This window comes from Paenibacillus sp. 7523-1, assembly GCF_002276415.1.
GTDB lineage: Bacteria > Bacillota > Bacilli > Paenibacillales > Paenibacillaceae > Paenibacillus > Paenibacillus illinoisensis_A.
Genome location: NZ_NPBR01000022.1, coordinates 219,577 through 243,230, shown reverse-complemented (window position 1 = coordinate 243,230; position 23,654 = coordinate 219,577). Strand labels below are relative to the sequence as shown.

Sequence of the window (23,654 nt, the reverse complement as noted above, 5' to 3'; positions counted from 1 at the left end):
CGGTTAACAATATATAAGCTTTTCTAAAGGTTTACCTGACGACTGGTATATAGTCCAACCATCCAGAGGCATACCACTTGGATTGCAATTGGACTATATATAGACAGAAACAGCAGGAGGTGTTACTTATGATTCATATTGGACTCACAGGATGGGGAGATCATGATGATCTGTATCCCGATCGTACCAAAGCCAAGGACAAGCTGCGTTTATATGGACAGTACTTTTCAACCGTAGAGGTCGACAGTTCCTTCTATGCTGTTCAGCCTCGGGACCGAATGGCACGCTGGGCAGCTGAAACACCGGATGACTTTTCGTTTATCGTCAAAGCATATCAGGGGATGACCGGGCATCTAAGGGGCAAACCTTATTTCACTAGTACCTCAGACATGTACAAGGCTTTTCGGGAGTCATTGGAGCCGGTAATGGAAGCCGGCAAAATGCGGGCAGCCCTTTTCCAATATCCGCCGTGGTTTGACTGTAATCGTGATAACGTTAACGAGCTGCGTGAGGTGAAATTACGAATGGAAGGCATTCCGTGTGCGCTCGAGTTTCGCCATCGCAGTTGGTACGAGGATGGCATGCGTGAGCGGACACTTGCTTTTCTGCGGGAACAAGGCTGGATTCACAGTGTCTGTGACGAGCCGCAGGCGGGCCCAGGCTCCATTCCAATTGTACCGCAGGCGACGGATTCGGAGATGACGCTCGTGCGGATGCACGGACGCAATGTGTCAGGCTGGCACCAGAACGGTGCACCCAACTGGCGGGAGACCCGTTACTTGTATCGGTACAACAAGGAAGAGCTGATGGAATGGAAAGGATATCTGGAACAGCTGCATGAGCAGAGTAAGGATGTCTATGTGATTTTCAATAACAATTCGGGTGGCGATGCAGCAGCCAATGCACAAATGATGATGGAACTGCTGGATATTCCGCTCCGACCATTTCCAGATCGCACACCTGACGAGGAAGAGGATGGGCCTGAGCAGCTGGAGCTATTTTAAAAAATCTGGGCACAACCATTATATGCAATGACATATCGATTGGAGGTGAGTTCTTTAAGCTTGAATTCATTCGTTTCAGACATTCATTGATTAAACTGATGATGTATTTGGAACCTCGAACAAGGAAGTGACTAATGAGAGAACAGAATCGTGCTCTTATGGGTGGAGTTATAGGAGTGGTCGTTACTGTCGCTGCGTTTGCCATTTATTATTTTATTACTTTGAATACAACCTTCCAAAAGGCTGTTCTTGACGAAGTCCATAATGTGGATAAAGCGTATCTAACTATCGTTCGTGTGCCTAGTTCGCCAGAGACAACTGAAGAAATTCAAACACTTCGAATGGATATGGATCGCTTTCAGGACATATTAAATCAATTATCAATTCTTGAACTTCAGAAAATAAGTAAACCAATTAAAGATAAAAGCTCGCTTTATATCTATAACATTTATGTCTATGAAAAGAGCGATCATAAAGAAATCGTCAACTTTGGAGTTGATAATAGCAAACAAATATCAATTGGGAGTACTAAAGGTTATCAAAGATACGAAGTAACCAGCTCATTTGATTATGATACATTTCTTGCCTCTGTTGACAAACTTTTTACTGATAATCAATGATGTCGAAATACATATGCGCTGAGAATCAAAGTTTCCCTTCTTTCAATAAAGTATAAAATCATATAATTAAGATCACAAAAAGAGGACTACTACAGGTGAAATCCCCCCTAAAATAGTCCTCATATAATTAGTTAATTTATAAATTTGTTTAAGCCTTCTGCATCGTACCCTCTTCTTCAGTAATCTCCATCCCGCTGAGCTGCTGGTTCATTTTATGCACTTCAATCCCTGCCAGGAGTACAATGCCGATCCCGTGAGTATCGTTCAGAATCCAGCCCAGATCGTCCCGATAGTAGAGCGCGGTAAAGGAATAACCCGACCCGCGGCATACGCCATATATATTGCCTTTGTAGTCAATGGACAGCCTTGTCATGCCTTCCCATCCTTTGCGGATAGCTTCCAGATATGGCGCAGGTGTCTCAAGCCATCCCTCGCGAATTCCACGGGCATACGCGTAGATGAACATCGACGTGCATGAGGTTTCCTCATAGGAGTCCGGACGGTTCAGCACCTGATGCCACAGGCCATTTTCCCCTTGCAGCGCCAAATATCCCTGACACAGATCACGGTAGAAGCTCAGCAATTCCGAACGCCTTGCATGATCCTGAGGCAGAATGCTTAATAGCTCGGTCAGGGAGAAGAGAACCCAACCGTTTCCACGCCCCCATGGAATGCCTGTTGCCCGCCCACGCACAAAATCATACACATGCGACATGATCTGCTGCTCAGGAATATAGAGATATTGACGGAATAACAGGAACTGGTTAACAGCATCATCCCAATACGCCGTATTGCCCGTCAGCTGACCATAACGCATCAGGAATGGTGTGCTCATGTACAGATCATCACACCACATCGTTTCGTGACGCATCTCTCCGCTTCCGCGAACACGATAAAAGGCTCCATCCTCCAGCCGTTCCTGCTCATCCGTAATATAACGGGCAATGCGATCTGCCGTATCTCGGCCCCCGCGAATGTCTCCCAGTTCCATCGCAGCCAGCAGTGTTGATCCAAACGAACCACAATCATCCAGACTGTCGATTGCTGACAACTGGTTGTTAATTCCTGCTGCACCGTAGGTTTCACGGTCCCATAGACCGTAACGGTCGAACGAAGTACTCAGGCCGATATGCTCTCGAACATACTGGATGTAATCGTCACGATTCAGCTCCTGTCCGATACGCAGAAGTCCAAGCAGCGTAACCCCTAAAGGATAATTCCATTTTCCGTAATGTGTATTTTCGAGATATGGGCGAACACTCGTATTCGGCTGATCCACATGCCAATAGACTCCTTTCGATCCATCATCAAAAACAGTATCGGTCACGACAATATCTGTGGGTGAAGGTGCGGAACCCGGAGCAAATTTCCCGGTATACAGCCATACATCTGAACTGCCGGCAACCGGATGCGGAGAGCTCAATCTCCAGCCATCTGAACCCGAGTCCCCGGGCGATTCCAGCGTGAACCCCCAATGGGCCTCCCCGGCCTTGGTTTCCCCTCGTACGACCAGATCAGATAATCCATAACGACGCGGCAGTTCCACGCGATAAGGTCCACTTTTGTCTGAGGTATATACTTCCTTACCGTCCAGGTACAATTGAAGGGCACCTACATGCTGACCTTGCAATACTACAGGAGATGATCCCGGCAATGTTACATCCAGCTTGGTCCACGCGTAGGCCAAGGCTGGTTGTTCTGTACCAAAGATCCTCGCGAAAGTGCCGACCTCTCGCTCTTCTTCTGTCCATTCTTTTCGTGGGTACCAGAAAAGCCCTGTTTCTTCTTCCGTCATTCCATCATGGGGTATTAAGGTTACGGGTTCATCAAGAGGCTCAGAATACAGCCAGCCCTCCTGACCTTGCCGGTCCACTCCCGGAGTGAGGAAATGAAGCGGGAAATTCTTGAAGGAAGCGGTACCATAAATACCGCCGAATCCAACCTCTGTTTTGACAAAACAAAGCAAGACGTCATTCCAGCCAACCTTCACAGAAATCGGAATCTGGGTTCTTCGCTCGGGATATAATTCCTGCAGCAGCTCGGATTTGAAAGCCTCTTCCCCGTTGACATAAATCGTTACTGGACTGTAGCAGTTCAGGCCTGTGTTCAGCGTAGTCTCCTGCTGACTCCATAACTTGCCCCATACGTATACGTACTGCCCTGCACTCGCTTCAGGCCACTTGTCGTCCAGGTTCAGATCGTAACGGTAATCCCCCAGTCTGCGGAAACCTCCACGGTGGTAGGCCCGGAACAAAAAAGAATGTTTGGGATGATCGCCGATATAACGCTGGGCTACCGTCGTCAGAATATCCGGAATTGAATGATGCACCTTACCTGCAATCGACTCGTTTGCATGAAAATAGCGAATGATCATCAGCCCCTTCCCTATACCTTGATTCGTTCGGTTAAACGCAATGTCTCCCCTGCACGCACTTCAATGACCTGCTGATCTGCCGTGAACCAGACGGATATGGCTGACGGATTATGGATGATGGACCGGTCCGCTGAACATTCCAGTCGTTTGACCGCTTTCCAATAGGAAATGATCTCGATATTCGTTGCATACCATATATCGTCCCTGCCGCCGATCTGCTCGCCAAACTGCTCAATGATCTCCCAATTATCATTATCATTGAATTCATAACTGTGTCCCCAAACATAGAGCAGGAGCGGTGTACCCGTTTTGGAATGCTGGATAAAACGCTCGGCATGCGCTGCCAGGTCATTTATATGATGACAGGTCGGGTGCCATTCAAGCGGGCGTTCAGGCAGCGTATATCTGCCGTGGGATTCAACCGTCCGGGCATAGTCCAGGCCTAACCATTCCAGTTTGGTGCTTAGTTCGCGATCAAACCCTCCATTGGGATAGGCCATTCCCCTCACCGGATAACCAACAAGCTGCTCCAGTGCTCGGCGATCTTCCATGATTTCTTCGTTCAACAGCTCATCCGGTACATATGGCAATGTAGGATGAGTAACCGTGTGCACAGCCACTTCATGCCCAGCGTACAGTTCAGCGACTTCCTCCGGTTCAATTCGCCCCGGTTTCCCGAGCGTACCGGAGTTCAGATTGAAAGTACCTCGCAGTCCATAACGATTAAAAATATGAACCAGCCTCCGGTCGTGGACCACACCATCATCATAACTAAGCGTCAGTGCCTTCATCACACCACCAGGATATCGATCAAACTGAATGCGATGTCCCATCTTGGTCCTCCTCCTTACCCTGTTCTTCCACCGTTTCGTTCACCTCAAAATATCGAAAAACGCCTTGGCCTCCACGATTCGCAGATCGCGTGTTTAGAGCAAAAACCCCCATCTTCGCACCAACCCAGAGAGCGGTTGTTGCCCTAAACGGTGCACCAATGGGCTGAAAGTCTTCTCCGTCCTTACTCCAGCTAAACTGGCAGCGAGCAGGTTCCTCAAGCGAAAAGCGGAGATGAATGGTCCAACCGGTTTCCGGTGAACCATGCTCACTCCAATCCAGTCCGGTTTCTTCCGATTCATCCGCATGCAAATGGTTGTCAGGCTGTTTGGCTCCGCGGAGCAGGGACAATCTGACTGCTCCAGTGTCCGTCTGAGACAGACTCAGGCAAGCATAATCATCACCAAATACAATGAACCCCGCTCGGTCTCCCTCCCGTTTCGGCAAGAAGGTCAGCTTGGTTGTTGCTTCAAAGGCGGAGGCAGGAAGCTTCTGCATAAGCAGCTGCGGTACGCCGAATAGGGATTGTATGCCTTCAGGGTAAGGATGCATATGTAGTACAAGTCCCTTGTCCGGAACAACCTCTGCCCATTCGGGACGGGAGTTGGCCTGCCATTGCCACTGAACCCCTATGCGATCATTTTGGAAATCATCTGAAACATCAGGCACAGTAATCGGGTAGGCAGCACCCACATCCGGTTTGATGTACACATCCACAGGCTCACCTGTTCCATTTCCTTCACGATCTACGCCAATGACAGGCCATCCGTCTTCGTTCCACTTCATCGGCTGAAGATGAACGATTCGGCCATACGCATCCCGATCCTGAAAATGAATGAACCATGACTCTCCTGATTCCAGTTCCACGTATCCCCCCTGATGAGGACCATTAACATTGGAAGCTCCCTGATGCATAACGATCCGGTCCTCATAAGGACCAAACACCTGCTCGGAACGCAAAACGGTTTGCCATCCAGGCTTCACACCCCCGGCAGGGGCAAAAATGTAGTAGTACCCGTCCCGCTTATAAAACTTCGGCCCCTCAATCGTAGGGTGTTGGGCTGTACCGTCAAAAACAATCTGCCCTTCATCCAGGAGCCTGCTTCCATCCGGAGCCATACGGCACACCTTAATCTTGCTTTTTATGCCTGTGCGACTCTTAGCAAAGGCGTGCACCAAATAGGCTTGACCATCTTCATCCCATAATGGGCAAGGATCAATCCAGCCCTTCACCTCATGGACCAGATGAAGAGGCGACCATTCGCCCTCGGGGTGATCTGCCGTTGTCATGAAGATGCCTTCATCCGGCGTGCTGAAGAAAATCCAGTACTTCCCGTCATGATACCGGATGCTTGGTGCCCATACTCCCTTGCCATGAAGCGGTACATCATACCCTTCCAGATCCAGCCGCTGAATGGCGTACTGCACCAGTTTCCAGTTCACCAGATCCTTTGAATGCAAAATGGGCAGCCCGGGTATGTGCGAGAAACTTGAAGCGGTCATATAAAAATCTTCGCCGACACGAATGACGTCAGGGTCAGAATAATCAGCATGCAATATGGGGTTGCGATACGTCCCGTCTCCCTGATCTGCGACCCAGATGGGTGCCATTTTTTCCTGTCCTGATTGGGTTGTACTCATATGTTCCTCCTTCACATTTCCAAATTTATTCTTCAACTAATCCAATACCAGTCTCATGCAAACTATGGCTATCCGAATCAAAATAGGTACCTTCGAGCAGACCAATCAACGTATTGGTGATGCGTACTTCGATCTCGTTGTCTCCTGAACGGAGCCAGGACGTTTCTCCACTCCAGCGATACGGAGACCAGCATCGCACGCCAAGGCTGTGACCGTTGACCAGAACCTCCGCCACATCCTGCACAAGCCATTCACTGAATTCGAGTTCAAAGGATTCGGCATCCGCGTCAAGCTGATCCAGCCAAAAGCTGCGTTTATAGCTCATCTCTCCTGCATAATACGGGTACAGCGGCTGCGGCTCAGGCGTGATCCGAATGGCTGTATCGGGCTCACGGACCAAAGAGACCATCCCTTCGTGATGAAACTCCACGCCAAACCGTCCCTGCAAATACAGCGGATCGAGAATTCCTTCCTCATCCTTCGTGACCTGTACCGTAATCGTTATTTCATTCAAGCCTGTGCGCAGCCACTCATTGATATCACAGCTAATGTTGGTATAATCTGTGATCTCAATGGACTCAAATTGATCAGGACCAATCGTTTTGCCGTTGATTTCCATGATCCATGCCCCTGCAATGGCTGCTCGATCCATAAATAGGCTGCACTCGGGCAAAGCCGTTCCCAGTTCAAAAGCTGTGGTGTACCGGCATTGAATCGGATAGGCAATTGTCGCTTTCTTCGGCGTGCCAAATACCTGATTAAACTGAACAGGCAAGTGATGATGTCCCGACAATTCAGCCGCTTGATCGATAAAAGGCTTCACGCCTGCATGCTTGTTTTCCAAGATCACGCCATTGTCATTCGTTGCCGTAAGACGGAACTGTCCAATTCGAAGGGTATTGGGCTGAATGGCCTCCAGTCGCCATGGCCCTTCTACAGGTAAAATAATGGGGGCAGATGGCAGATGTACAGCATCAGGCTTGAATGGTGCAGCCACTTCAGTCTGACCGGTGTTACCCGGTATATCCTCAGAAGATTTTGCTTGCAGAGTCAGCCGCACAGCGTGTGCTTCATACCCGGCAAACCCGAGTGAAATACACCATTCACCTCCGCTGCTGGTCAGCGGCAAGACTTCCCGTTCTCCTGTCTCCAGATTAAGCCGCTCTGCCAGCACACGTTTATCCGATGAGACATCCGTACTGCTCCATAACCGCTTGGCAACGACCTTCAATTGTCCCTTTAATTGCCGCCCCTCCTGGTTGGACAGGAACACCATATATTCACCATCCGATAATTGACGGGTCTGCATTAACAAGGAAGCACTCTCTTCCTCCATAATCCAACAGATAGGCTCTGGCAGCACCTGGTCCAGCAGCAGCGAGATCAATTCAAGTGTTGAATCATCCCCCTGACCTGCACCAACCGGAAGGAAGTAGGCTTCTCCCTCCCCTTGCTGCCACATTAATTCACTGCTGCTTTGCCTTGTTTCCCGGGAATGACCCCAATACTCTTCCTCGGGTTTATCCCCTGCACCGAAGAAGTTCGCTGCTTCATTGCCTACTGGGCTTCCTTCCTGAATTGCGATGTACGGAGGCAGTCCGACTGATATGACGGTTCCTCCCTGCTCAGCAAAACGTCTAACCTGCTTCCAGGCATCCGCCTCCAGGTTCAGCATCGGCGGAAGGATAAGTACTTCGTACCTGGCAGCACCAATCCGAATCGTTCCACCCGCAAGTTCGGCTTCGGCGAGCAGCTCAGGGTCCAGATGGTCATAGTCGCGTCTGTTCTCTAGCAAATGCACACCAATTCGCATCCAATCATTCGCAAGCCGCTCCAGTCTCGCCCGTTCGGCTTCATCTTCACCGCTGTATTCAAACCCATGCAGAGGATTGCCCATCAGGCTCCAGAATGTGGTCGTCGGATCGAGAACGGCAATCCGAATATCGGCTGCCCCCGTGCTCATGAGATAACTTATTCGTCCCGTGTAATCTCCAAGCTGACGAAAATGCTTCCAGTATGGATTCTGCAGAAACTGGGATGGCGGTGCATCATGCTTCGTTAACCCGCCAATCGTATAGAAAAAAGCGTGGAAATTATAGAAATTCGTGCCCATGGCAGCCATCCGGTCAATCATCCATTTCGCATCCTGCAGCGTCATTGACCAGCCCACACTATGAAAGCACTCGATCAAATTACGGCTGCGGCCCAGCTGTCTGGCCAGGGAGCTGACCATCTTCGGATTATCACGCATTCTTTTGCCGTACCGTTCCAGAATCCAGGATAAGGGGCGCCCAATCTTCTCATGTGCGGAGTCTCCCCCGGGCATATGGCTGAACAACTGAGTCGTCATCCGTACCCCTGGAACCTCTGCGGCATACTGGATTCCCGCATCCTCGCACCAGTCATGCACCTGCTGATGGTATGACTCCCTGAGAAGCAGATGCAGCGATTGATAATAGTCATACCGAATACGGGCTGAGTCCGGAACATCGCCGTATAACAGGGCAGGAAGCGAATCAATCAGACTGTATCCACAGCGTTCGCGGAAATATGCAGGCAGCTGAGGAGACCAGGGAATACGTCCGAGCGGTGCAATTTCATCAGAGAACATGCCTTTGATAACGCTGTCAAAATGAGTTCCAACAGCCGCCGCATATCGGTCATGAGTAAGTTCAATAAAACGGCTCATCGCTTCCCTGTGGCACGGGTCAACAAAATTGCCGTAATATTTGAAATCGTCCATCTCCACTTCCTGAAACAGGACTACATCCCAATTACCTGCCGGGGGGTCCCACACCAGGCGGAAAGCCGTGCGATATGTAAAAAATCGCTTGCGATTATAAGACGTCAGACCCGTCTCCTGATAGACCTGATCGGTCTGGATATTGCCGATGCTATGCCGTAAATCAATCGACTCATCCCATAACCGATTACCCTCTGTGTCTCTTGGAACGGCTTTGGCAACCAGAATTCGTCCCCATGGCAACTCATGACTCACAGCTTCTCCGCCCTGCACATGCAGCTGATAATGCACAAGCTGGCGCTGCTTGGCTTCAGGGAAATCCAGGGTGACCTCACCACCTGCCATGCCGCTAGGATAGGGGTATTCGTCATACAGCCATACTTCCATGCCGCAGGTCTCGGCTGCTTCCACCGCAATCCGAACCTTATCAAACCAAGCATCCGACAGATAGGGGATCTGCAGCCCCTGACGCGGACAAATGAAAAAACCGCCCACACCCTGTGATGACATTTCATTCACTTGCCGTTTGATCTGCTCTTCCTCCATATCCCCATTCCAAAACCAGAAGGGATGAATCCGGTACTGCGCGGCGGGATTCGCAAATGCCTCCCCGTTCCACATGTCGCTTTCCTCCCTGTTAAAAAAGTCTTTTCATTTTCCATTATGGTTCGTTTATGTTCATGTACGTTTGTTTGGCTAAGATTATACCTTAAAATAAGCGGTTAGGGAGCCTGTAAATACAAAATGTTTTAAAAAATTGATATAGATGGAAATGCCCGACAGCTTCTGTTGTACTTACGTACGGCTGCCGGGCTCTGGATATTCACTACTTCAATGCAGCGTACAATTCATTGACTTCCTTCACGTACTCATCACCGCCGCTGCTTTTCCACAGTGCGATTGCATCCTGGAATCCCTTCTCATCAATCTGTCCCACGATGAATTTGATACGGGCATCGTTGATAATGTTATCCAGCTGGGGCCCTTTCTGTGCATAAACGTCAGAGATCAACGGCTCTCCTGGATTGGGAACAACGATCTCCTCGTTGGCCTTTTGTACCTCTGCCACCTTCTCACGAACCGGCGTCGGTTCAACCCGGAAGGCACGGTCTTCCGGAAGGAACATCAATATTTGGTTCAGACCCTGCAGATCTCGCAGTGCAAGCTTGTCGGTGGTCGGAACAACATATTCCCCTTTTTTCTCATATTGCTTGCCTTCCAGGCCATTGGACAACAGTGCCTGAAGTTCCGGTTCGTTCAATTGATCCAGGAATGCGAGCACCTTTTTCAGATCTTCTTCCGTTTTGACACCACTTTTGGAGACGGCAATCATACCGGAGTAGCCTGAGGTTGGCATGTCACGCAGCCCTTTCGGTCCTTCCACCGCCTGAAGCACATCCACCCGTCCTGTGGCCGATGGGTCCTTCTCCAGAATTTTTTGCTCCATCCGCTGTGCGTTATCCGCTACATCAATCATGACACCCGCCTGCCCGTTGACAAACGGATCTGGCAGCTTGGTCGCATCCATCACGGCAAAGTCCTTGTTCACCAAACCTTCGCTGTAAATCTGACGGAAAAACTTCAGTGCCTCCATATACTCAGGCGTTTCGTGTGCAGGAATCAAATTACCGCTGCCATCATCGCCCCATTTGTTGGGTGCACCAAACCAGATTTGCATGTTGTCCCACGGTCCGTTAAATTTGCTCGCTACCAAACCGTACGTATCATCCTTGCCGTTGCCATCCGGATCATCTGTAGTGAATGCTTTCAGCACATTATAAAGATCGTCCAGATTTTTGGGTGCTTCCAGACCCAGATTTTCCAGCCAATCCTTCCGGATCGTTATCCCGTTACGTCCCAGCGGCCTTCCCCGGTAGATGCCGTAGGTTTTTCCGTCAATGGAGGCATTGTTCGTAATAATTTCGTTCATCTGGCTCAAGTTCGGGTAGTCTTTCAGATAAGGCCCCAGCTCCCAGAAAGCCCCGGTACGTGCAGCGTTAATGAAGCTTGGGGATTTGCCGAGCACAACCATCACGTCGGGCAGTTTGCCCGAAGCCAGAGTAATGTTGAATTTATCCTCATAAGAGCTGCTGGGTACCCATTGAAGATTCACATCCACTTTGGTTAATTCCTCAAGTTTCTGGATGACTGGACTTTTTTCAGGCGGATTTTCCGCTTCAAAGTTCGGAAGCATGATGGTAATTTGATCGGTTCCACCTGAAGCCGCTTCGCCCGTATCGTTGGTTTTGTCCGTGGAGCAAGCTCCCAGAACCGTGCTCAGTAACAATGTTGCCGAAAGTACAAGTGCTGTTTTTTTGATTCCCGCTTTCTGTCCCATACGTTCTCCCCCTTGGCTTTTAGCCTTTGATTGAGCCTAACATGACACCTTTGGCAAAATGCTTTTGCAAAAACGGATACACGAGCAAAATCGGAATGGTACCTACCACGATGACGGCCATTTTAATGGACTGTTCCGGTGGCTGTACGAAATTGGGATCCATATTGGCCATATCCCCAACGCTTGCCTGCGAGAGCAGCACAATCTGCCTCAGCATCACCTGCAGCGGCCATTTGTCACTGTCGGAAATGTACAGGAGTGCCGAGAAGAAGTTATTCCAATGCCCTACGGCATAAAATAACGCAAACGTGGCAATCACCGGTTTGGATAAGGGCAGGACAATTCGCCAGAGTACCCCGAGATCCGAGCAACCGTCGATACGGGCCGCTTCCTCCAGCCCGGGCGGCATTTGCTGAAAAAAGTTTTTGACAACAATTAAATTAAATGCGCTGATTGCGCCAGGAAGCATAAGGGCCCAGTAAGAATCGAGCAATCCTAGTCCACGGATGACGAGATACGTTGGGATCATTCCTCCGCCGAACAGCATGGAGAAGATCACCATATTCATCATGACGTTGCGTCCCCAGAAGTCGCTTCTGGATAGCGGATAAGCCATCGTCAGCGTGAAGAACAGATTGACCAGCGTCCCTGCTACCGTCACAAATACGGAGACGCCGATGCTGCGAAAAATGGTGGACGAAGAAAAAATATATTCATACGCGCTGAAGGAGAAGACTTTCGGAATGAGAAAGAAGCTGCGTTCCGTAATCTCGGCTTCGGTCGCGAACGAATTCCCTATAATATACAGGAAAGGAAGGACAGTCAGTATGCCCAGGATACCCAGCATGACGTAGTTGAAAATATCAAATACTTTGCCGGCAGGGCTGTTGTATAGACGGCTGTTCATGGGCTTTCCTCCTTATGAATTCATGCAGAATGCCTGCTTAATAAATCCCTGGATGACCAAATCTTTTGGCAAGTTTATTGCTGCCGAGCACCAGGATGATACCCACCACCGATTTGAATAATCCTACTGCAGTACTGTAGCTGAATGCCCCTTGTGTAATCCCTACCGTATAGACATAGGTATCAAATACATCGGCCACGTCGCGATTAAGCGAATTGGTCATCAGATAAATCTGTTCAAATCCCGTATCCAAAAAGTTCCCCAGTCTAAGGATTAGCAAAATGACAATGGTTGTGCGAATCGCCGGCAGCGTAATGTGCCACATGCGTCGCAATCGTCCCGCACCATCCACAATGGAGGCCTCATATTGCTCGGTGTCCACGCCTGCGAGTGCGGCCAGGAAAATGATTGTTCCCCAGCCCATCTCCTTCCACATCATTTGAATAATAATAAGTGGACGGAACGAACCCGGACTGGATAATACATCAATTGGCTTTCCAGTTATCCAGGCAATCAGGTCGTACAGTACCCCGCCTTGAGGGGTCAGGAAGACGTAAGTGATACTGGCAATAATCACCATGGACACGAAATGGGGTACATACACCAGCGTTTGAATCGTTCTTTTGAAGAAAGCTATCCTGATTTCATTTAATAAAAGGGCGATAATGATCGGTGCCGGGAAAAAGAATATGAGATCATATATGGCAAGGACCAGCGTGTTACGCAGTAACCGGAAAAAGTCCGGATTGGAGAAAAAGGTCGTAAAGTTCTCCATGCCCACCCATTCACTGTTCTTGATACCGAGAAAAGGCTGATAGTCCTGAAAAGCAATGACGATTCCCCACATGGGCAAATATTTAAAGATAACAAAGTACAGAAATCCGGGAAGCACAAGCACGTAAAGCCATTTGTTGCGCTTGATCTGCCTCTTCCAGTTGGACTCTCGCTTCATCGGCATGGTGGCCATTTCCGCCTGTGCTGCCGCTGCGGTATTTCCATTCCATTCGGTCTTCCCGTTCATAATCTCTCCCCTCCCTTATTTATGTAAGCGTTATCAATTAAACTTGTAATTCAGACTATACAGAGCCCCATTTTCCGGCAACCTTCATTTTTTGCTCATGTACTGGGAGAGGCCACAAAGCCCGCTATGACGCCACTTTTGCTTCAATTTGGACATTTTGCATAATACCCCATTGCACATTTTTGCAGCCTTATCCTTCTTTGTTTTCATCCTCCTTCATAACAAGAAAAACCGGAATCCGATGAGTCGGATCCCGGTGAGACAGCAAGGTGGTACACAGATCATTTACCAAACCACTGATCCCGATACTGGCTTGGCGTTACCCCCTCCTGTTTTTTGAAGATGCGATTAAAATAGCTATGCTGATAACCAACAGCAGCTGCGATGTCATTAATTTTCATTGTTGTCTCACGCAGCAGTTGTTTGGCCGCCTCCATTCGGACCTTTGTCAAATAATCAATAAAGTTCATGCCCGATACTTGCTTGAAGGCTTTGCTGAGCGCATAAGGTGTCATCTGTTCTGCATCTGCGCAGCCTTCCAGTGAGATTTCGTTACGATAATGCTCATCCATATACTGCATCGTCCGTTCCACCACCTGTTTGAGCGGTTCCTGCGATCGAATCTCGATTTCCTGTATATAGGGTACCAGCACCTTACTCATCATCCACTGCTTCATCTGTTCAGGTTCGCGGATTGCAGACAATCGCTCGTACATATTGCTACCTCCGAACAGCTTATAAGGTGTTACCCCCGTCTGCAGCATCATATGCTGAACACTTCCGAGCAGCTGCAGCATCATCTGCTGCACCTGAAACTCGGTACTGCCCGTCCGGGCGATTTCGCCCATAAACTGTTCCAGCACCCGATCCGCTTCCTCCTGCTTGCCGAGCCTGATTGCCTGAATCATCTCGCGTTCCAAGCCCAGCGGATAAGCGGCTTCTTCCGCTCTTCGAAAACACTGCTCATCTTCCAGATCGAGTATCTGACTCCCTTCCTCTATGCTGCGATAAGCAACCGCCTGTTCCATCTCAACAAATATGCCGGGCAGCTCATGCAGGGAATCAGCGGAGTGACTAATCATGACCGTGACGTTCATTTTAAGCGTCCGCCCAATAACCTCAATCAGTTCCTGACCCCAGAGCAATGCTTGGGGCTTGAGCTGTTCATCCTTCGGTGCAATGACAAGCATGGCTGATGAGAGGTCATGAAAGTTCATCATACTGACTTGGTTAAAATAGCTTTTGGCCACCTCTTCAATGATGTTTACAGCTGCAAAGGTCACCAGGCCGGTATCCTGGCTTCCAAATCGTCCCTGCAGCCGGGCATAACCCGTGAAATACATTTGCAGCAGCAAAAATTGCTGGCCCTCCACTTCGAATCCGAGATTCTTCATTCGCTTCTGGAGGTCTTCCTCGTTGTAGGCATATAAGTGTCCTTGAACCAGCTGCAGTACAAAGCTGTCACGCAAATGCGGCAGCTGCTCCTGCAATTGACGGTGTGCGGTAAGACTCCGGGAAGTCAGCTCATTCCACTGCTGTTCCAGCAGCTGGAATTCGTCCAGCCTCGGATTGGCCTGAGCCTCATGTTTGCCTGGTGTCAGTAGATGAAGCATTCTCGCCACAGGGGAGTAAATCCGCCGTGAAGCAAGCCAGGATAACGTGAGCCCCAGCAGCAGGCTGCCTGCGCTCGCAATAACAATAATTTTGGATACCAGCTTCACTGGTGATGTCACAGATGTCAGCGGTGCAGCGGAGACATACGTCCATTCGGAATCAATTCGGCTTAAGGAGCCGTAGGATACGGAGTAGGTCTGATCTTCATATTTGAACAAAAAGGACGTGCTCTCAGCATGTTGTGCAACCTCTTCCTTAAGCTGCTGTTCGAAGGTAGAATCCTGCTGGGCCCCTCCCGGATTACCGGTGACCAGCGTATGGCCTTCCTGATCCATAAGAAAGGTTAGGCCTTCGTCATAGGGGGTAAGCGTTTTCAATAAACTGGCGACTTTCTCGTTGTCCAGGGTAATGATCAGTGCACCGAATGGATTATTATGCTCGCCCGGGATTTTATGTACCAGAACCAGCGCGTTGCCTGCATCGGTATGCAGCAGGCTGCTATTCAAGGCTGCTGCTGGTTCAATGCTTGCGTTTGATACCCAGTCTGTCCAGTACACATGATTGCCCATGGCTAGGTAACGGTCATAGGCTTTTATTTTCGCATCATCCAATAATTCGTTATACTCCCGGTTAAACAGGATCGGCTTCGGTTCCTGCAAATACAGCTGTGCAGACTTAATTAGAGGATGTGACCCTTCCAGTACATATAGAGTAGTGACGATCTCCTGCGTTTCATTAAAATAATAGACAAAGTCGAGGGTTCGCAGTGCATTGCCAAACCTTGGTTCAAAGGCCCAATGCGACAAGGTCATCTCCAGGTAGGCCAGCTGGTCGTCCACATTGCGTGCCCGATTCTCGATCTGGCTTTGATGCATGCGATTGAATTCATTTTCCATTCTGCCAACAACCAGCTGGTACATCACGATTCCTGTAATTAATCCGGGGATGCTGGCAATGAGCAAAATAATCATCAGGCTATTCCGGTAAAAACGTCCTTTATGGCGTCCAGGAGTAAATCGGGGCAAACGCACCCATCGACCTGGCGGCCTCTCTCTTTTAGTCGTTTCCATCATCATTCACCTGCCTGCTTGCATGTGGTCTCACTATCATGGGAACTTCCCCAACTCCCCTGCTGAGAAAATATGGATGAAATCCGTTTCCTGTATTATACTCACAATTTCCGGCGGAATGGAACGGTACACAGCCGATCATTTTTTAACCAATGTTTTATTAAGATGCCAAAATGGATTACAATAGGATAAAGCAAAACATGAAGGAGGCTTTTTTTAATGAAAGAACAGGCTTATTTTCAGGAGAATAGAGAAAAACATCTGGCAGAACTGAATGAATGGCTGTCCATTCCCAGTATTTCGGCCATTTCGGCGCATAAAGAGGATATTAACCGTGCTGCACAATGGGCGGCAGATGCACTGACACGTGCAGGCATGGAAAATGTAGAGGTTATTCAAACCGCTGGACATCCCATTGTTTATGCTGACCACCTGCATGCTCCTGGCAAACCAACAGCACTGATCTATGGACACTATGACGTACAACCTGTCGATCCGCTTAACCTGTGGGACACGCCTCCCTTCGAACCTACTGTTCGGGACGGAAAACTGTTCGCACGTGGGGCGACAGATGACAAAGGACAGATCTTCTTACATATTAAAGCAGTAGAAGCCCTGCTCGCTGAAAACAAGGAACTTCCGGTTAACGTGAAGTTCTGCATCGAAGGCGAAGAGGAAATCTCCAGCCCGAACCTGCCGATCTACCTGAATGACAATACGGACAAGCTTCGTGCAGACATGGTGTTGATCTCCGATACTTCCCTGCTCGAAAAAGGGAAACCGGCGATCTCCACAGGCCTGCGCGGCCTTTGCTCGCTTGAGGTGGATCTGAATACGGCCAACACCGACCTGCACTCCGGCTCCTTCGGTGGTGGTGTACCGAACGCACTGCATGCCCTCGTATCCCTGCTCGCTTCGCTGCATGATGAGCAAGGCCGCGTGAGCGTGGATGGTTTCTATGATGGCGTTCTCCCCCTCTCACCGGAAATGAGAGAAGAGTTCGTGAAGCAAGGCTTCAATGAAGAGCAGCTTCGCCAGGATCTTGGACTGGAACAATTGTACGGTGAAGAAGGCTACTCATTCGTGGAACGTGTTGGCGCACGTCCAACGCTGGAACTGAACGGTGTATGGGGCGGCTTCCAGGGTGAAGGTACCAAAACTGTCATTCCAAAAGAGGCTCATGCCAAAATCACATGCCGCCTTGTTGCTGACCAAGACCCGCAACAGGTGCTGGATCGCATTGAAGCACACCTGCGTGCACACGTACAGCCAGGTGCCACGCTGCATGTGAAACAAATCGAGAAAGCCTTTGCGTTCAATACCGATCCGACCGATCCGATCCTGCAAAAAGCGGCTGACGCTTACGAGCAGGTGTATGGTGTTCGTGCCCTGTTTACCAAAGATGGCGGTTCCATCCCGATCGTTGAGAAGCTCTCCCGTGTACTCGGCGTACCTGCCGTGATGATGGGCTTTGGTTTGCCGGACGAGAACCTGCACGCACCAAATGAACACTTCAACCTGGAGAACTTTGATAAAGGCTTGTTGACGATTGTACAATTCTTGAAGAGCTTGTAAAGTTGAAACTCGTTACACGAGGACACTACGCAGGGAGAACAAGCTTCCGATCGCTGTTATCCCCGGATTTCTTTGATTCCCTTTCTCAAAGGAGAAGTTCCGGTGATAAACGCGAACGATCCGCTTCTTCAGCCTTTTTCTCCCCGCTCCGTTAATCGTGTAAATAGTTACCCAACTTAAGTTAGATAGAGGAATAACAAATAAAAGCGATGGCCCTAACGGCTGTCGCTTTTATTTGGGTCGATTTCGTTCCCTTCACTTCTTTTGCAGCATTTCCCGTAACTTAATTTACGATCGAGGCTATCTTTACATGTGGATAGAGGTTAAGTGCAATCAAAAAGAGTGTCCCGTTTGAATTATGACGGGACACTCTTTTTGTCGTTAGAATTAGTAGCGCTAGAATAGAAGTTAATGTTTAATCGGGCAGTAGACCATTTAACGAACTGAGCGAGCGTTATTAGGCTGATTACTATGAGATGGTTGGGTTAACGTATCAGAGACGTGTTATTCCATGCTGTGGACGTATCCCGAATAGGTAAACGTTGTATTAACGTGACTGGAGTTCGTTATCTTCGGCATACCGTACGGAGCCTTGCGATAAGATGGTGTGGATTCGTTAGGCTGTGGCAATACAAAAGAGAGACTCCCCTTGGGGAAGTCTCTCTTGGTTTACATCACTTATGTTCTAAATGTCGTAAATCTTAGCTTGTGCACCATCTGTGTCAGATGGGTAATCTCCTGCTGAACATTGGACGTATCTGTCCCCGCCATCTTCTGATTGGCCCGCAGTGTTCTACGGGTATTCAGCATGCCATCGATCAATTTCATGACGGTGTTTCGTCCACGATGATCGACAATCATATATTTTTTGCGTGCATCCAGCTCTACCCATACGATATTGCGGAATGAGTTAAACAAGTGTCTGCGGTACTGCTCCATATCGGTTTCATTGTAATGCTCACCATAAAAGGCATAATATCCGTGCACGTGCAGTTTTTCCGCCAGCTCTGTGAGGAATGGATCGAACTCGAGCATAGCGTTACGTTCCATGTTTCACGCCTCCGTTATGCGTGATCCGCAGATCCCGTCTTTTTTTGAGACTAGTTTAACATATTACTCACCCGATTGCCTCTCCAGCGGAAAACCGTCATGCTTCCAATCTTAGTCCTGATGATAAAGTTCTGTTCTTTTCCCTCACCAAACACCCTAACCGCCAATCAGTCTGCCTTTAACCCATACACTCTCAATACCCAATTCCTGGTTAAGCAAAACGATATCTGCCTGTTTCCCTGCAGCCAGGGAACCGGTGCGATGGTCGATTCCGAGCAGGCGTGCCGGGGTGAGACTGGCTGCGCGAGATGCTGCGCTCAGGCTCATGCCCACGTCTTGTACCAGATAGCGGAAGCCACGAATCATCGTTAGTGTGCTTCCAGCGAGGGCGCCGCCATCCTTTAATCTGGCTACGCCCTCCTTCACGATCACGGGCAAGTCGCCGATTTTGTATTCCCCGTCTTCCAGCCCGGCAGCGGACATGGCATCTGTGATCAGCACGAGTTGATCGGCAGACTGCTTGAGCTGGGCCAGGATGGATATTGCCGCAGGGTGCACATGAATTCCATCAGCAATCACTTCAGCGCTGATTCTAGGATCACTCAGCACGGCTCCCGCGGCCCCGGGATTACGATGATGCAGCGGAGTCATTGCATTGTACGTATGTACCGCGTGATGCAGCCCGGCTTCAACTGCTCGCTCCACCTCTTCGTATGTCGCATCCGTGTGACCGAGCGCTGCTGTAATCCGCTGCTGACGCAGCCATGCAATGACTTCAAGTGCACCTTCCCGTTCTGGTGCCAGCGTAACCTGGCGAATTAGGCCGGGATACTCTTTTTCCCATTCTGCGAGCCATGAAACATTGGGCAGTACGATATGCTCCGGATTTTGTGCACCAGGCCATTTTGGACTGAAAAACGGTCCTTCCAGATGCACACCCTCAAGCTGCGCGTATGGCATGGGCTTGGAACGATAACGGTCCACTTCGGCGAGCACCTGATCCAGTCTGCCCTTCGGAGCAGTCATGGACGTTGCAAGCATGGCGGTTGTACCCTGCGTGCTGTGAAATGAAGTAATCTTGTCCAACACTTCTTGGCTCGCATCCATGAAATCCTCTCCATAACCACCGTGGACATGGATATCAATGAACCCGGGGACGATAACGCCCCCATCGGGTATAGTCAAGACTACCGCTTGATCACGAATGGATGCCGGCAGACCTTCCAGTGACCCAGCATATATGATTTTCCCTTCCGTCCAGGCGAGCAGGCCATCCTGCGCCAGACCTTCAGGCAGTACCATTTTACCGCGAAGAAGATAAATGGGGCTGCCGCTCTCTTTTTTGGATTGGGCTATGTCAGTTCCGTTCATTTTACCAACCTCCCGGCAGCACGATCCAGCAGTACAACCACATTCGGATGGCATTGCAGCAAGGACGCAGGACACTGGGTAGTGATCGGCCCCATGAAGGCTTCGCGAATGATTTCAGCCTTTTCCTCACCGCGGGCGATCAGCAAAATTTGTTTGGCTTTCAGAATCGTACCTACGCCCATCGTTATGGCCTGAGCAGGCACTTCATCAATACTTGCAAAAAAACGGGCATTGGCCTTGCGGGTCTCTTCTTTCAGATCCACCACATGCGTGCGTCCGGTCAGTTCATCCCCCGGTTCGTTAAAGCCAATGTGACCATTGTGTCCAATACCCAGCAGCTGAAGATCTACAGGTCCGCGATCATCCAGCCGCTGTTCATACATGGCACATTCCTGGTCCAAGTCGGTTGCTTGCCCGTTTGGTACATGCGTTTTCGCCAGATCGATATCAATATGATGAAAGAGCTGCTCATTCATGAAGCTCCGATAGCTCTCCTGATGCTCCACCGGAAGCCCGACGTACTCATCCAGATTGAAGGAAGAAGCCTGCGCGAAGCTCACCAAACCCTTCTGATACAAGCTAATGAGCTGTTTATAAATGCCCACCGGAGAACTTCCCGTTGCGAGTCCGAGCACAGCCCGTGGTTTCGTTTGCAGCAAGCTGGCAATCAGGCCAGCACCTGTAGCATTAAGGTCTTCTTCATTTTCAAAAATACGAATGTTCATCTCACGCACCTCCATGTTGTTGAACTCGATAGGACTGCACATTGTGATACGATTGTTCCAGTTTGGGGATAAAGCGGTCGAAATCGGCACTCATCATGCCTGTGAACAAAATATCAATGACATGCAGCAGCGCAATCCGGGAAGCCATATCTCCCCGTCTCATGCCCTCTTCCAGTGAAGACGTAAATAGCGGAATATCGGATACTCCGGCAAGCTTGTTGTTACCGTAGGAAGTAAGTGAGATCGTTGCAGCTCCCGCCTGTTTGGCGCAATGCAGGGCATCGATGGTCTCAGGCGTTTCACCCGAGTAGGACACGGCCATGGCCACATCTCCTTCACTTAGCGAGGAAGCTGACGTAATCTGCATATGTGAATCCGAAAAGGCCGTACAGCTTTTGCCGATTCGCACGAGTTTCTGATAGAAATCCTGTGTCACGATGGATGAGGTCGCAACCCCGTACAGGTCAATGCGACGGGCTTGGCATAATAGCTGAACCGCATGCTCCAATCTACCCAAATCCAGCAGCCGGGTAGTATCCGCAATGGAGGCAAGGTGGTTGGCCTCTATGGCCTCCACAATTTTGGACAACGGATTGCCTGCCACGATATCCTGATAAGCCGTTTTGTCTGTTGAATGAGACAGCTCTGCGGCGAGCTTCATTTTGAAATCCGGGAAGCCCTTAAAGTGAAAGGACTTACAGAAACGGGTGACCGTTGCCGGACTGGTACCGCTTTGTTCTGCAAGGTAATTAATCGTCCAGCCGGGAATATCCGACGGAGATTGCAAAATAACCTCTGCAATTCGCCGTTCCTGTGATGGAAGTCCATCCAGCTCTTGCTGTAAGGCATGTATGATGGCTGCCATGAGCATACTCCTCTGAAAATAATTTTTATATTTTTATGATAAATTAAGAAAATAATTTTTATAACTTCATTTTAATCAAGCTCGATCTGCAAATCAAGGGAATTTACTCCATGTTCAAAATGAAAGTTTAGAACGACGCTTCTTGAAGCAGACAAGTCATAAGGCTTATAGTAAGAGATGAATGCAGTCTATGGATCAACGAAGGAGCACCCCCAAGTGAATCAACGACAACAACAAAAGATCATCCCTTCCTCCTGGGTTATTGCTGTCAAACAAAGCGGTGGTCGGAACTATTATGCCCTGTATGCAATCGACTGGAAACGTGGCGGAAGAATGAGCTGGGAAGGCTGGGATCGCCTGGAGGATTTGTTGCAGTTTCATATTCCGGTCAGGCGAAAAGCGGCAAGTCGGAAGTCTGCTTCGCAACCAGCTGCCAAAATCGCCAAAAAGGCGCTCTATCTGCATCTGGATGAGGCCCGGTACGAGGCGTTGGAGCAGCTCTTTTATCAGCCTTTTTCGAAGAGATCATGGAGATTGTTTATTCGAGAAAACAGCCTTATGTAGGAGGATCATTTCTTTTCAGGTTATAACAAAAAGCCTCTCCCTAATCCGACTAAGAACAGGGAAAGACTTTGAAATGAACCCAAATATACTTCATTCCATTCCGTTAACTCATCTTATACATTGTGTGGCAAGGCTATCTTGTCTCAAATCAATAAACTACTCCAGACCGTCATACCGCTTCAAAAACTCACTGGCCAGGCTACTTTCTGTCATCAATACAACCGATTGATTTTCCAGTTCTTCAGCCTCATCATCATCGGTCATGGATATGAAGAACGTAATGTCTGCCTTGGAATGTCCGTAACGGGCAAAAAATTCATCAGGTGTTTCATTCACGACCTTAGCAATCAGTTGTATCATCTCATCCTTATAATTCTGAACATCTTCCGTTGCATACAACAATCGGCTGATATGGTTGAAATGCGTATCTCCTCCATACTGATATTCTGAGCAGCCCCATCGATAGTAGATTTCATCCTGTTCACTGTCACACAGGTCTTCTTCTTTCATCCTGGCAATATGCCTCGCAAGCGATTCCTCCGTATTTGCTGCCATAAACAGGGTGATCCAGTCACTGTCTGTTCCAAACGCGCAAGCATATACTTTTTCATGCTGCATCTCTTGCAGCGTTTGCTCCAGATCGGGAAGAAAGCCGGCTCTAAACTTTTCCTCAAATTCCTTTAAGAAGTGATCCATTTTTCTTTCCTCTCATTTCGTATGTAGTCATGATCTATAAGCTTATTATGGTTGATTTTAACAATGGGGGCAACCGCTATCACTTGATTTTGACTTGTCACTTTATGATTGGTTACCCCGTCCTAAAAAGCAAAAAAGCCTTGCCCCATTCTTCACCATTGGAGAATAGAGAAAGGCTTTCATGCTGCTTCAACATCCTAACTGTTATTCGCGTCAGATCTTCAGTTCTCCGAGCTTAATCAGCTCTACAACTGCTTGCGAACGACCCTTAACATTGAGTTTCTGCATCACATTCGAAATATGGTTACGCACCGTTTTCTCGCTGATGAATAACTGCCCTGCGATGTCACGCGTCGTTTTGTCCTGAACCAGCAATTCGAATACTTCGCGTTCACGGTGGGTCAACAAAAATTTGCTTTTATGATCGATACCCTTCAATGTTCACCCCTCCTTGCTCGGGTTGTGTTGGTGTAACAAGGTTAAGGGGATACAGTCAACTCATCTTATGTCAGGTCAAGGGCGATGGTTCAGTTTTATGAAAAAAATGGGCTGCCATTTGTTGATCCTTCGTAATGGAAGATACACACCGTTATGTAGTTCTGCTTTTTCTTAGATGTTGCGATATAAAATATGCCTTTGCCACTG

General features: G+C 49.0%; 18 protein-coding genes. 4 read left to right on the top strand and 14 right to left on the bottom strand.

Annotated elements, in window-relative coordinates:
- Nucleotides 1–128: 128 nt before the first annotated feature.
- Nucleotides 129–1,004 carry a DUF72 domain-containing protein gene (locus CHH60_RS23265; protein WP_095361373.1) on the top strand — a complete coding sequence of 292 codons (876 nt, stop codon included), beginning with the start codon at nucleotides 129–131 and terminating at the stop codon, nucleotides 1,002–1,004.
- A gap of 134 nt (nucleotides 1,005–1,138) precedes the next feature.
- Nucleotides 1,139–1,624, top strand: a complete 486-nt coding sequence (locus CHH60_RS23260) for a hypothetical protein (protein WP_095361372.1) — start codon at nucleotides 1,139–1,141, stop codon at nucleotides 1,622–1,624.
- A gap of 148 nt (nucleotides 1,625–1,772) precedes the next feature.
- Here CHH60_RS23260 and CHH60_RS23255 read toward each other — a convergent pair whose 3' ends face one another.
- The 8 genes from CHH60_RS23255 to CHH60_RS23220 form a co-directional block, all read right to left on the bottom strand.
- A complete protein-coding gene (locus tag CHH60_RS23255; RefSeq protein WP_255248060.1) occupies nucleotides 1,773–3,998 on the bottom strand; it encodes a glycoside hydrolase family 88/105 protein in 2,226 nt (741 codons plus the stop codon).
- An 11-nt stretch (nucleotides 3,999–4,009) separates the two neighbouring features.
- Nucleotides 4,010–4,831, bottom strand: a complete 822-nt coding sequence (locus tag CHH60_RS23250; RefSeq protein ID WP_095361371.1) for a polysaccharide deacetylase family protein — start codon at nucleotides 4,829–4,831, stop codon at nucleotides 4,010–4,012.
- On the bottom strand, nucleotides 4,809–6,470 hold the full coding sequence (locus CHH60_RS23245) for a glycoside hydrolase family 43 protein (protein WP_176476177.1): 1,662 nt from the start codon (nucleotides 6,468–6,470) through the stop codon (nucleotides 4,809–4,811). Before CHH60_RS23245 ends, CHH60_RS23250 begins: the two co-directional genes overlap by 23 nt.
- A 25-nt stretch (nucleotides 6,471–6,495) precedes the next feature.
- Entirely contained in the window at nucleotides 6,496–9,834 is a 3,339-nt protein-coding gene (locus tag CHH60_RS23240; RefSeq protein WP_095361370.1) for a glycosyl hydrolase, read from the bottom strand.
- A 205-nt stretch (nucleotides 9,835–10,039) separates the two neighbouring features.
- Nucleotides 10,040–11,551, bottom strand: coding sequence for an extracellular solute-binding protein (locus CHH60_RS23235; protein WP_095361369.1), 1,512 nt, complete (start codon nucleotides 11,549–11,551; stop codon nucleotides 10,040–10,042).
- 19 nt (nucleotides 11,552–11,570) lie between these two features.
- On the bottom strand, nucleotides 11,571–12,458 hold the full coding sequence (locus CHH60_RS23230; RefSeq protein WP_095293262.1) for a carbohydrate ABC transporter permease: 888 nt from the start codon (nucleotides 12,456–12,458) through the stop codon (nucleotides 11,571–11,573).
- A gap of 37 nt (nucleotides 12,459–12,495) precedes the next feature.
- Nucleotides 12,496–13,425, bottom strand: coding sequence for an ABC transporter permease (locus tag CHH60_RS23225; protein ID WP_164764292.1), 930 nt, complete (start codon nucleotides 13,423–13,425; stop codon nucleotides 12,496–12,498).
- A gap of 335 nt (nucleotides 13,426–13,760) precedes the next feature.
- Nucleotides 13,761–16,163 carry an AraC family transcriptional regulator gene (locus tag CHH60_RS23220; protein WP_176476176.1) on the bottom strand — a complete coding sequence of 801 codons (2,403 nt, stop codon included), beginning with the start codon at nucleotides 16,161–16,163 and terminating at the stop codon, nucleotides 13,761–13,763.
- A gap of 219 nt (nucleotides 16,164–16,382) precedes the next feature.
- Here CHH60_RS23220 and CHH60_RS23215 point away from each other — a divergent pair, with 219 nt between their 5' ends.
- Nucleotides 16,383–17,738, top strand: coding sequence for a dipeptidase (locus CHH60_RS23215; protein WP_095361366.1), 1,356 nt, complete (start codon nucleotides 16,383–16,385; stop codon nucleotides 17,736–17,738).
- Nucleotides 17,739–18,416: 678 nt separating this feature from the next.
- On the opposite strand, the gene CHH60_RS23210 is transcribed toward CHH60_RS23215, so the two are convergent.
- The 4 genes from CHH60_RS23210 to CHH60_RS23195 all read right to left on the bottom strand — a co-directional run bounded on the left by CHH60_RS23210 (nucleotide 18,417) and on the right by CHH60_RS23195 (nucleotide 21,749).
- A complete protein-coding gene (locus tag CHH60_RS23210) occupies nucleotides 18,417–18,788 on the bottom strand; it encodes a hypothetical protein (RefSeq protein ID WP_095361365.1) in 372 nt (123 codons plus the stop codon).
- 156 nt (nucleotides 18,789–18,944) lie between these two features.
- Entirely contained in the window at nucleotides 18,945–20,159 is a 1,215-nt protein-coding gene (nagA, locus tag CHH60_RS23205; RefSeq protein ID WP_176476175.1) for an N-acetylglucosamine-6-phosphate deacetylase, read from the bottom strand.
- On the bottom strand, nucleotides 20,156–20,884 hold the full coding sequence (gene nagB / locus CHH60_RS23200; RefSeq protein ID WP_095361364.1) for a glucosamine-6-phosphate deaminase: 729 nt from the start codon (nucleotides 20,882–20,884) through the stop codon (nucleotides 20,156–20,158). The genes nagA and nagB overlap by 4 nt, the downstream gene beginning before the upstream one ends.
- A gap of 1 nt (nucleotide 20,885) precedes the next feature.
- The gene (locus CHH60_RS23195) at nucleotides 20,886–21,749 is read right to left on the bottom strand and encodes a MurR/RpiR family transcriptional regulator (RefSeq protein ID WP_095361363.1); all 864 of its coding nucleotides are present in this window, start codon (nucleotides 21,747–21,749) and stop codon (nucleotides 20,886–20,888) included.
- 216 nt (nucleotides 21,750–21,965) lie between these two features.
- On the opposite strand from CHH60_RS23195, the gene CHH60_RS23190 reads away from it, so the two are divergent.
- Nucleotides 21,966–22,313: a hypothetical protein gene (locus CHH60_RS23190; RefSeq protein WP_095361362.1), complete on the top strand. Its 348-nt coding sequence runs from the start codon at nucleotides 21,966–21,968 to the stop codon at nucleotides 22,311–22,313.
- Nucleotides 22,314–22,469: 156 nt separating this feature from the next.
- On the opposite strand, the gene CHH60_RS23185 is transcribed toward CHH60_RS23190, so the two are convergent.
- A complete protein-coding gene (locus CHH60_RS23185; RefSeq protein WP_095361361.1) occupies nucleotides 22,470–23,009 on the bottom strand; it encodes a DUF4303 domain-containing protein in 540 nt (179 codons plus the stop codon).
- Between the two features lie 213 nt (nucleotides 23,010–23,222).
- Complete coding sequence (locus tag CHH60_RS23180) at nucleotides 23,223–23,447, bottom strand: helix-turn-helix domain-containing protein (RefSeq protein ID WP_017692532.1); 225 nt, start codon at nucleotides 23,445–23,447, stop codon at nucleotides 23,223–23,225.
- Between the last annotated feature and the right edge of the window lie 207 nt (nucleotides 23,448–23,654).

Bases quoted from the DNA above. Each gene is read 5' to 3' on its own strand.
- CHH60_RS23265 (WP_095361373.1), top strand. From the start codon at position 129: ATGATTCATATTGGACTCACAGGATGGGGAGATCATGATGATCTGTAT.
- CHH60_RS23195 (WP_095361363.1), bottom strand. From the start codon at position 21,749: ATGGCAGCCATCATACATGCCTTACAGCAAGAGCTGGATGGACTTCCA.
- CHH60_RS23185 (WP_095361361.1), bottom strand. From the start codon at position 23,009: ATGGATCACTTCTTAAAGGAATTTGAGGAAAAGTTTAGAGCCGGCTTT.
- CHH60_RS23210 (WP_095361365.1), bottom strand. From the start codon at position 18,788: ATGGAACGTAACGCTATGCTCGAGTTCGATCCATTCCTCACAGAGCTG.
- CHH60_RS23230 (WP_095293262.1), bottom strand. From the start codon at position 12,458: ATGAACAGCCGTCTATACAACAGCCCTGCCGGCAAAGTATTTGATATT.
- CHH60_RS23215 (WP_095361366.1), top strand. From the start codon at position 16,383: ATGAAAGAACAGGCTTATTTTCAGGAGAATAGAGAAAAACATCTGGCA.
- CHH60_RS23240 (WP_095361370.1), bottom strand. From the start codon at position 9,834: ATGTGGAACGGGGAGGCATTTGCGAATCCCGCCGCGCAGTACCGGATT.
- CHH60_RS23225 (WP_164764292.1), bottom strand. From the start codon at position 13,425: ATGGCCACCATGCCGATGAAGCGAGAGTCCAACTGGAAGAGGCAGATC.
- CHH60_RS23260 (WP_095361372.1), top strand. From the start codon at position 1,139: ATGAGAGAACAGAATCGTGCTCTTATGGGTGGAGTTATAGGAGTGGTC.
- CHH60_RS23250 (WP_095361371.1), bottom strand. From the start codon at position 4,831: ATGGGACATCGCATTCAGTTTGATCGATATCCTGGTGGTGTGATGAAG.
- CHH60_RS23235 (WP_095361369.1), bottom strand. From the start codon at position 11,551: ATGGGACAGAAAGCGGGAATCAAAAAAACAGCACTTGTACTTTCGGCA.
- CHH60_RS23220 (WP_176476176.1), bottom strand. From the start codon at position 16,163: ATGGAAACGACTAAAAGAGAGAGGCCGCCAGGTCGATGGGTGCGTTTG.
- nagB (WP_095361364.1), bottom strand. From the start codon at position 20,884: ATGAACATTCGTATTTTTGAAAATGAAGAAGACCTTAATGCTACAGGT.
- nagA (WP_176476175.1), bottom strand. From the start codon at position 20,159: ATGAACGGAACTGACATAGCCCAATCCAAAAAAGAGAGCGGCAGCCCC.
- CHH60_RS23255 (WP_255248060.1), bottom strand. From the start codon at position 3,998: ATGATCATTCGCTATTTTCATGCAAACGAGTCGATTGCAGGTAAGGTG.
- CHH60_RS23245 (WP_176476177.1), bottom strand. From the start codon at position 6,470: ATGAGTACAACCCAATCAGGACAGGAAAAAATGGCACCCATCTGGGTC.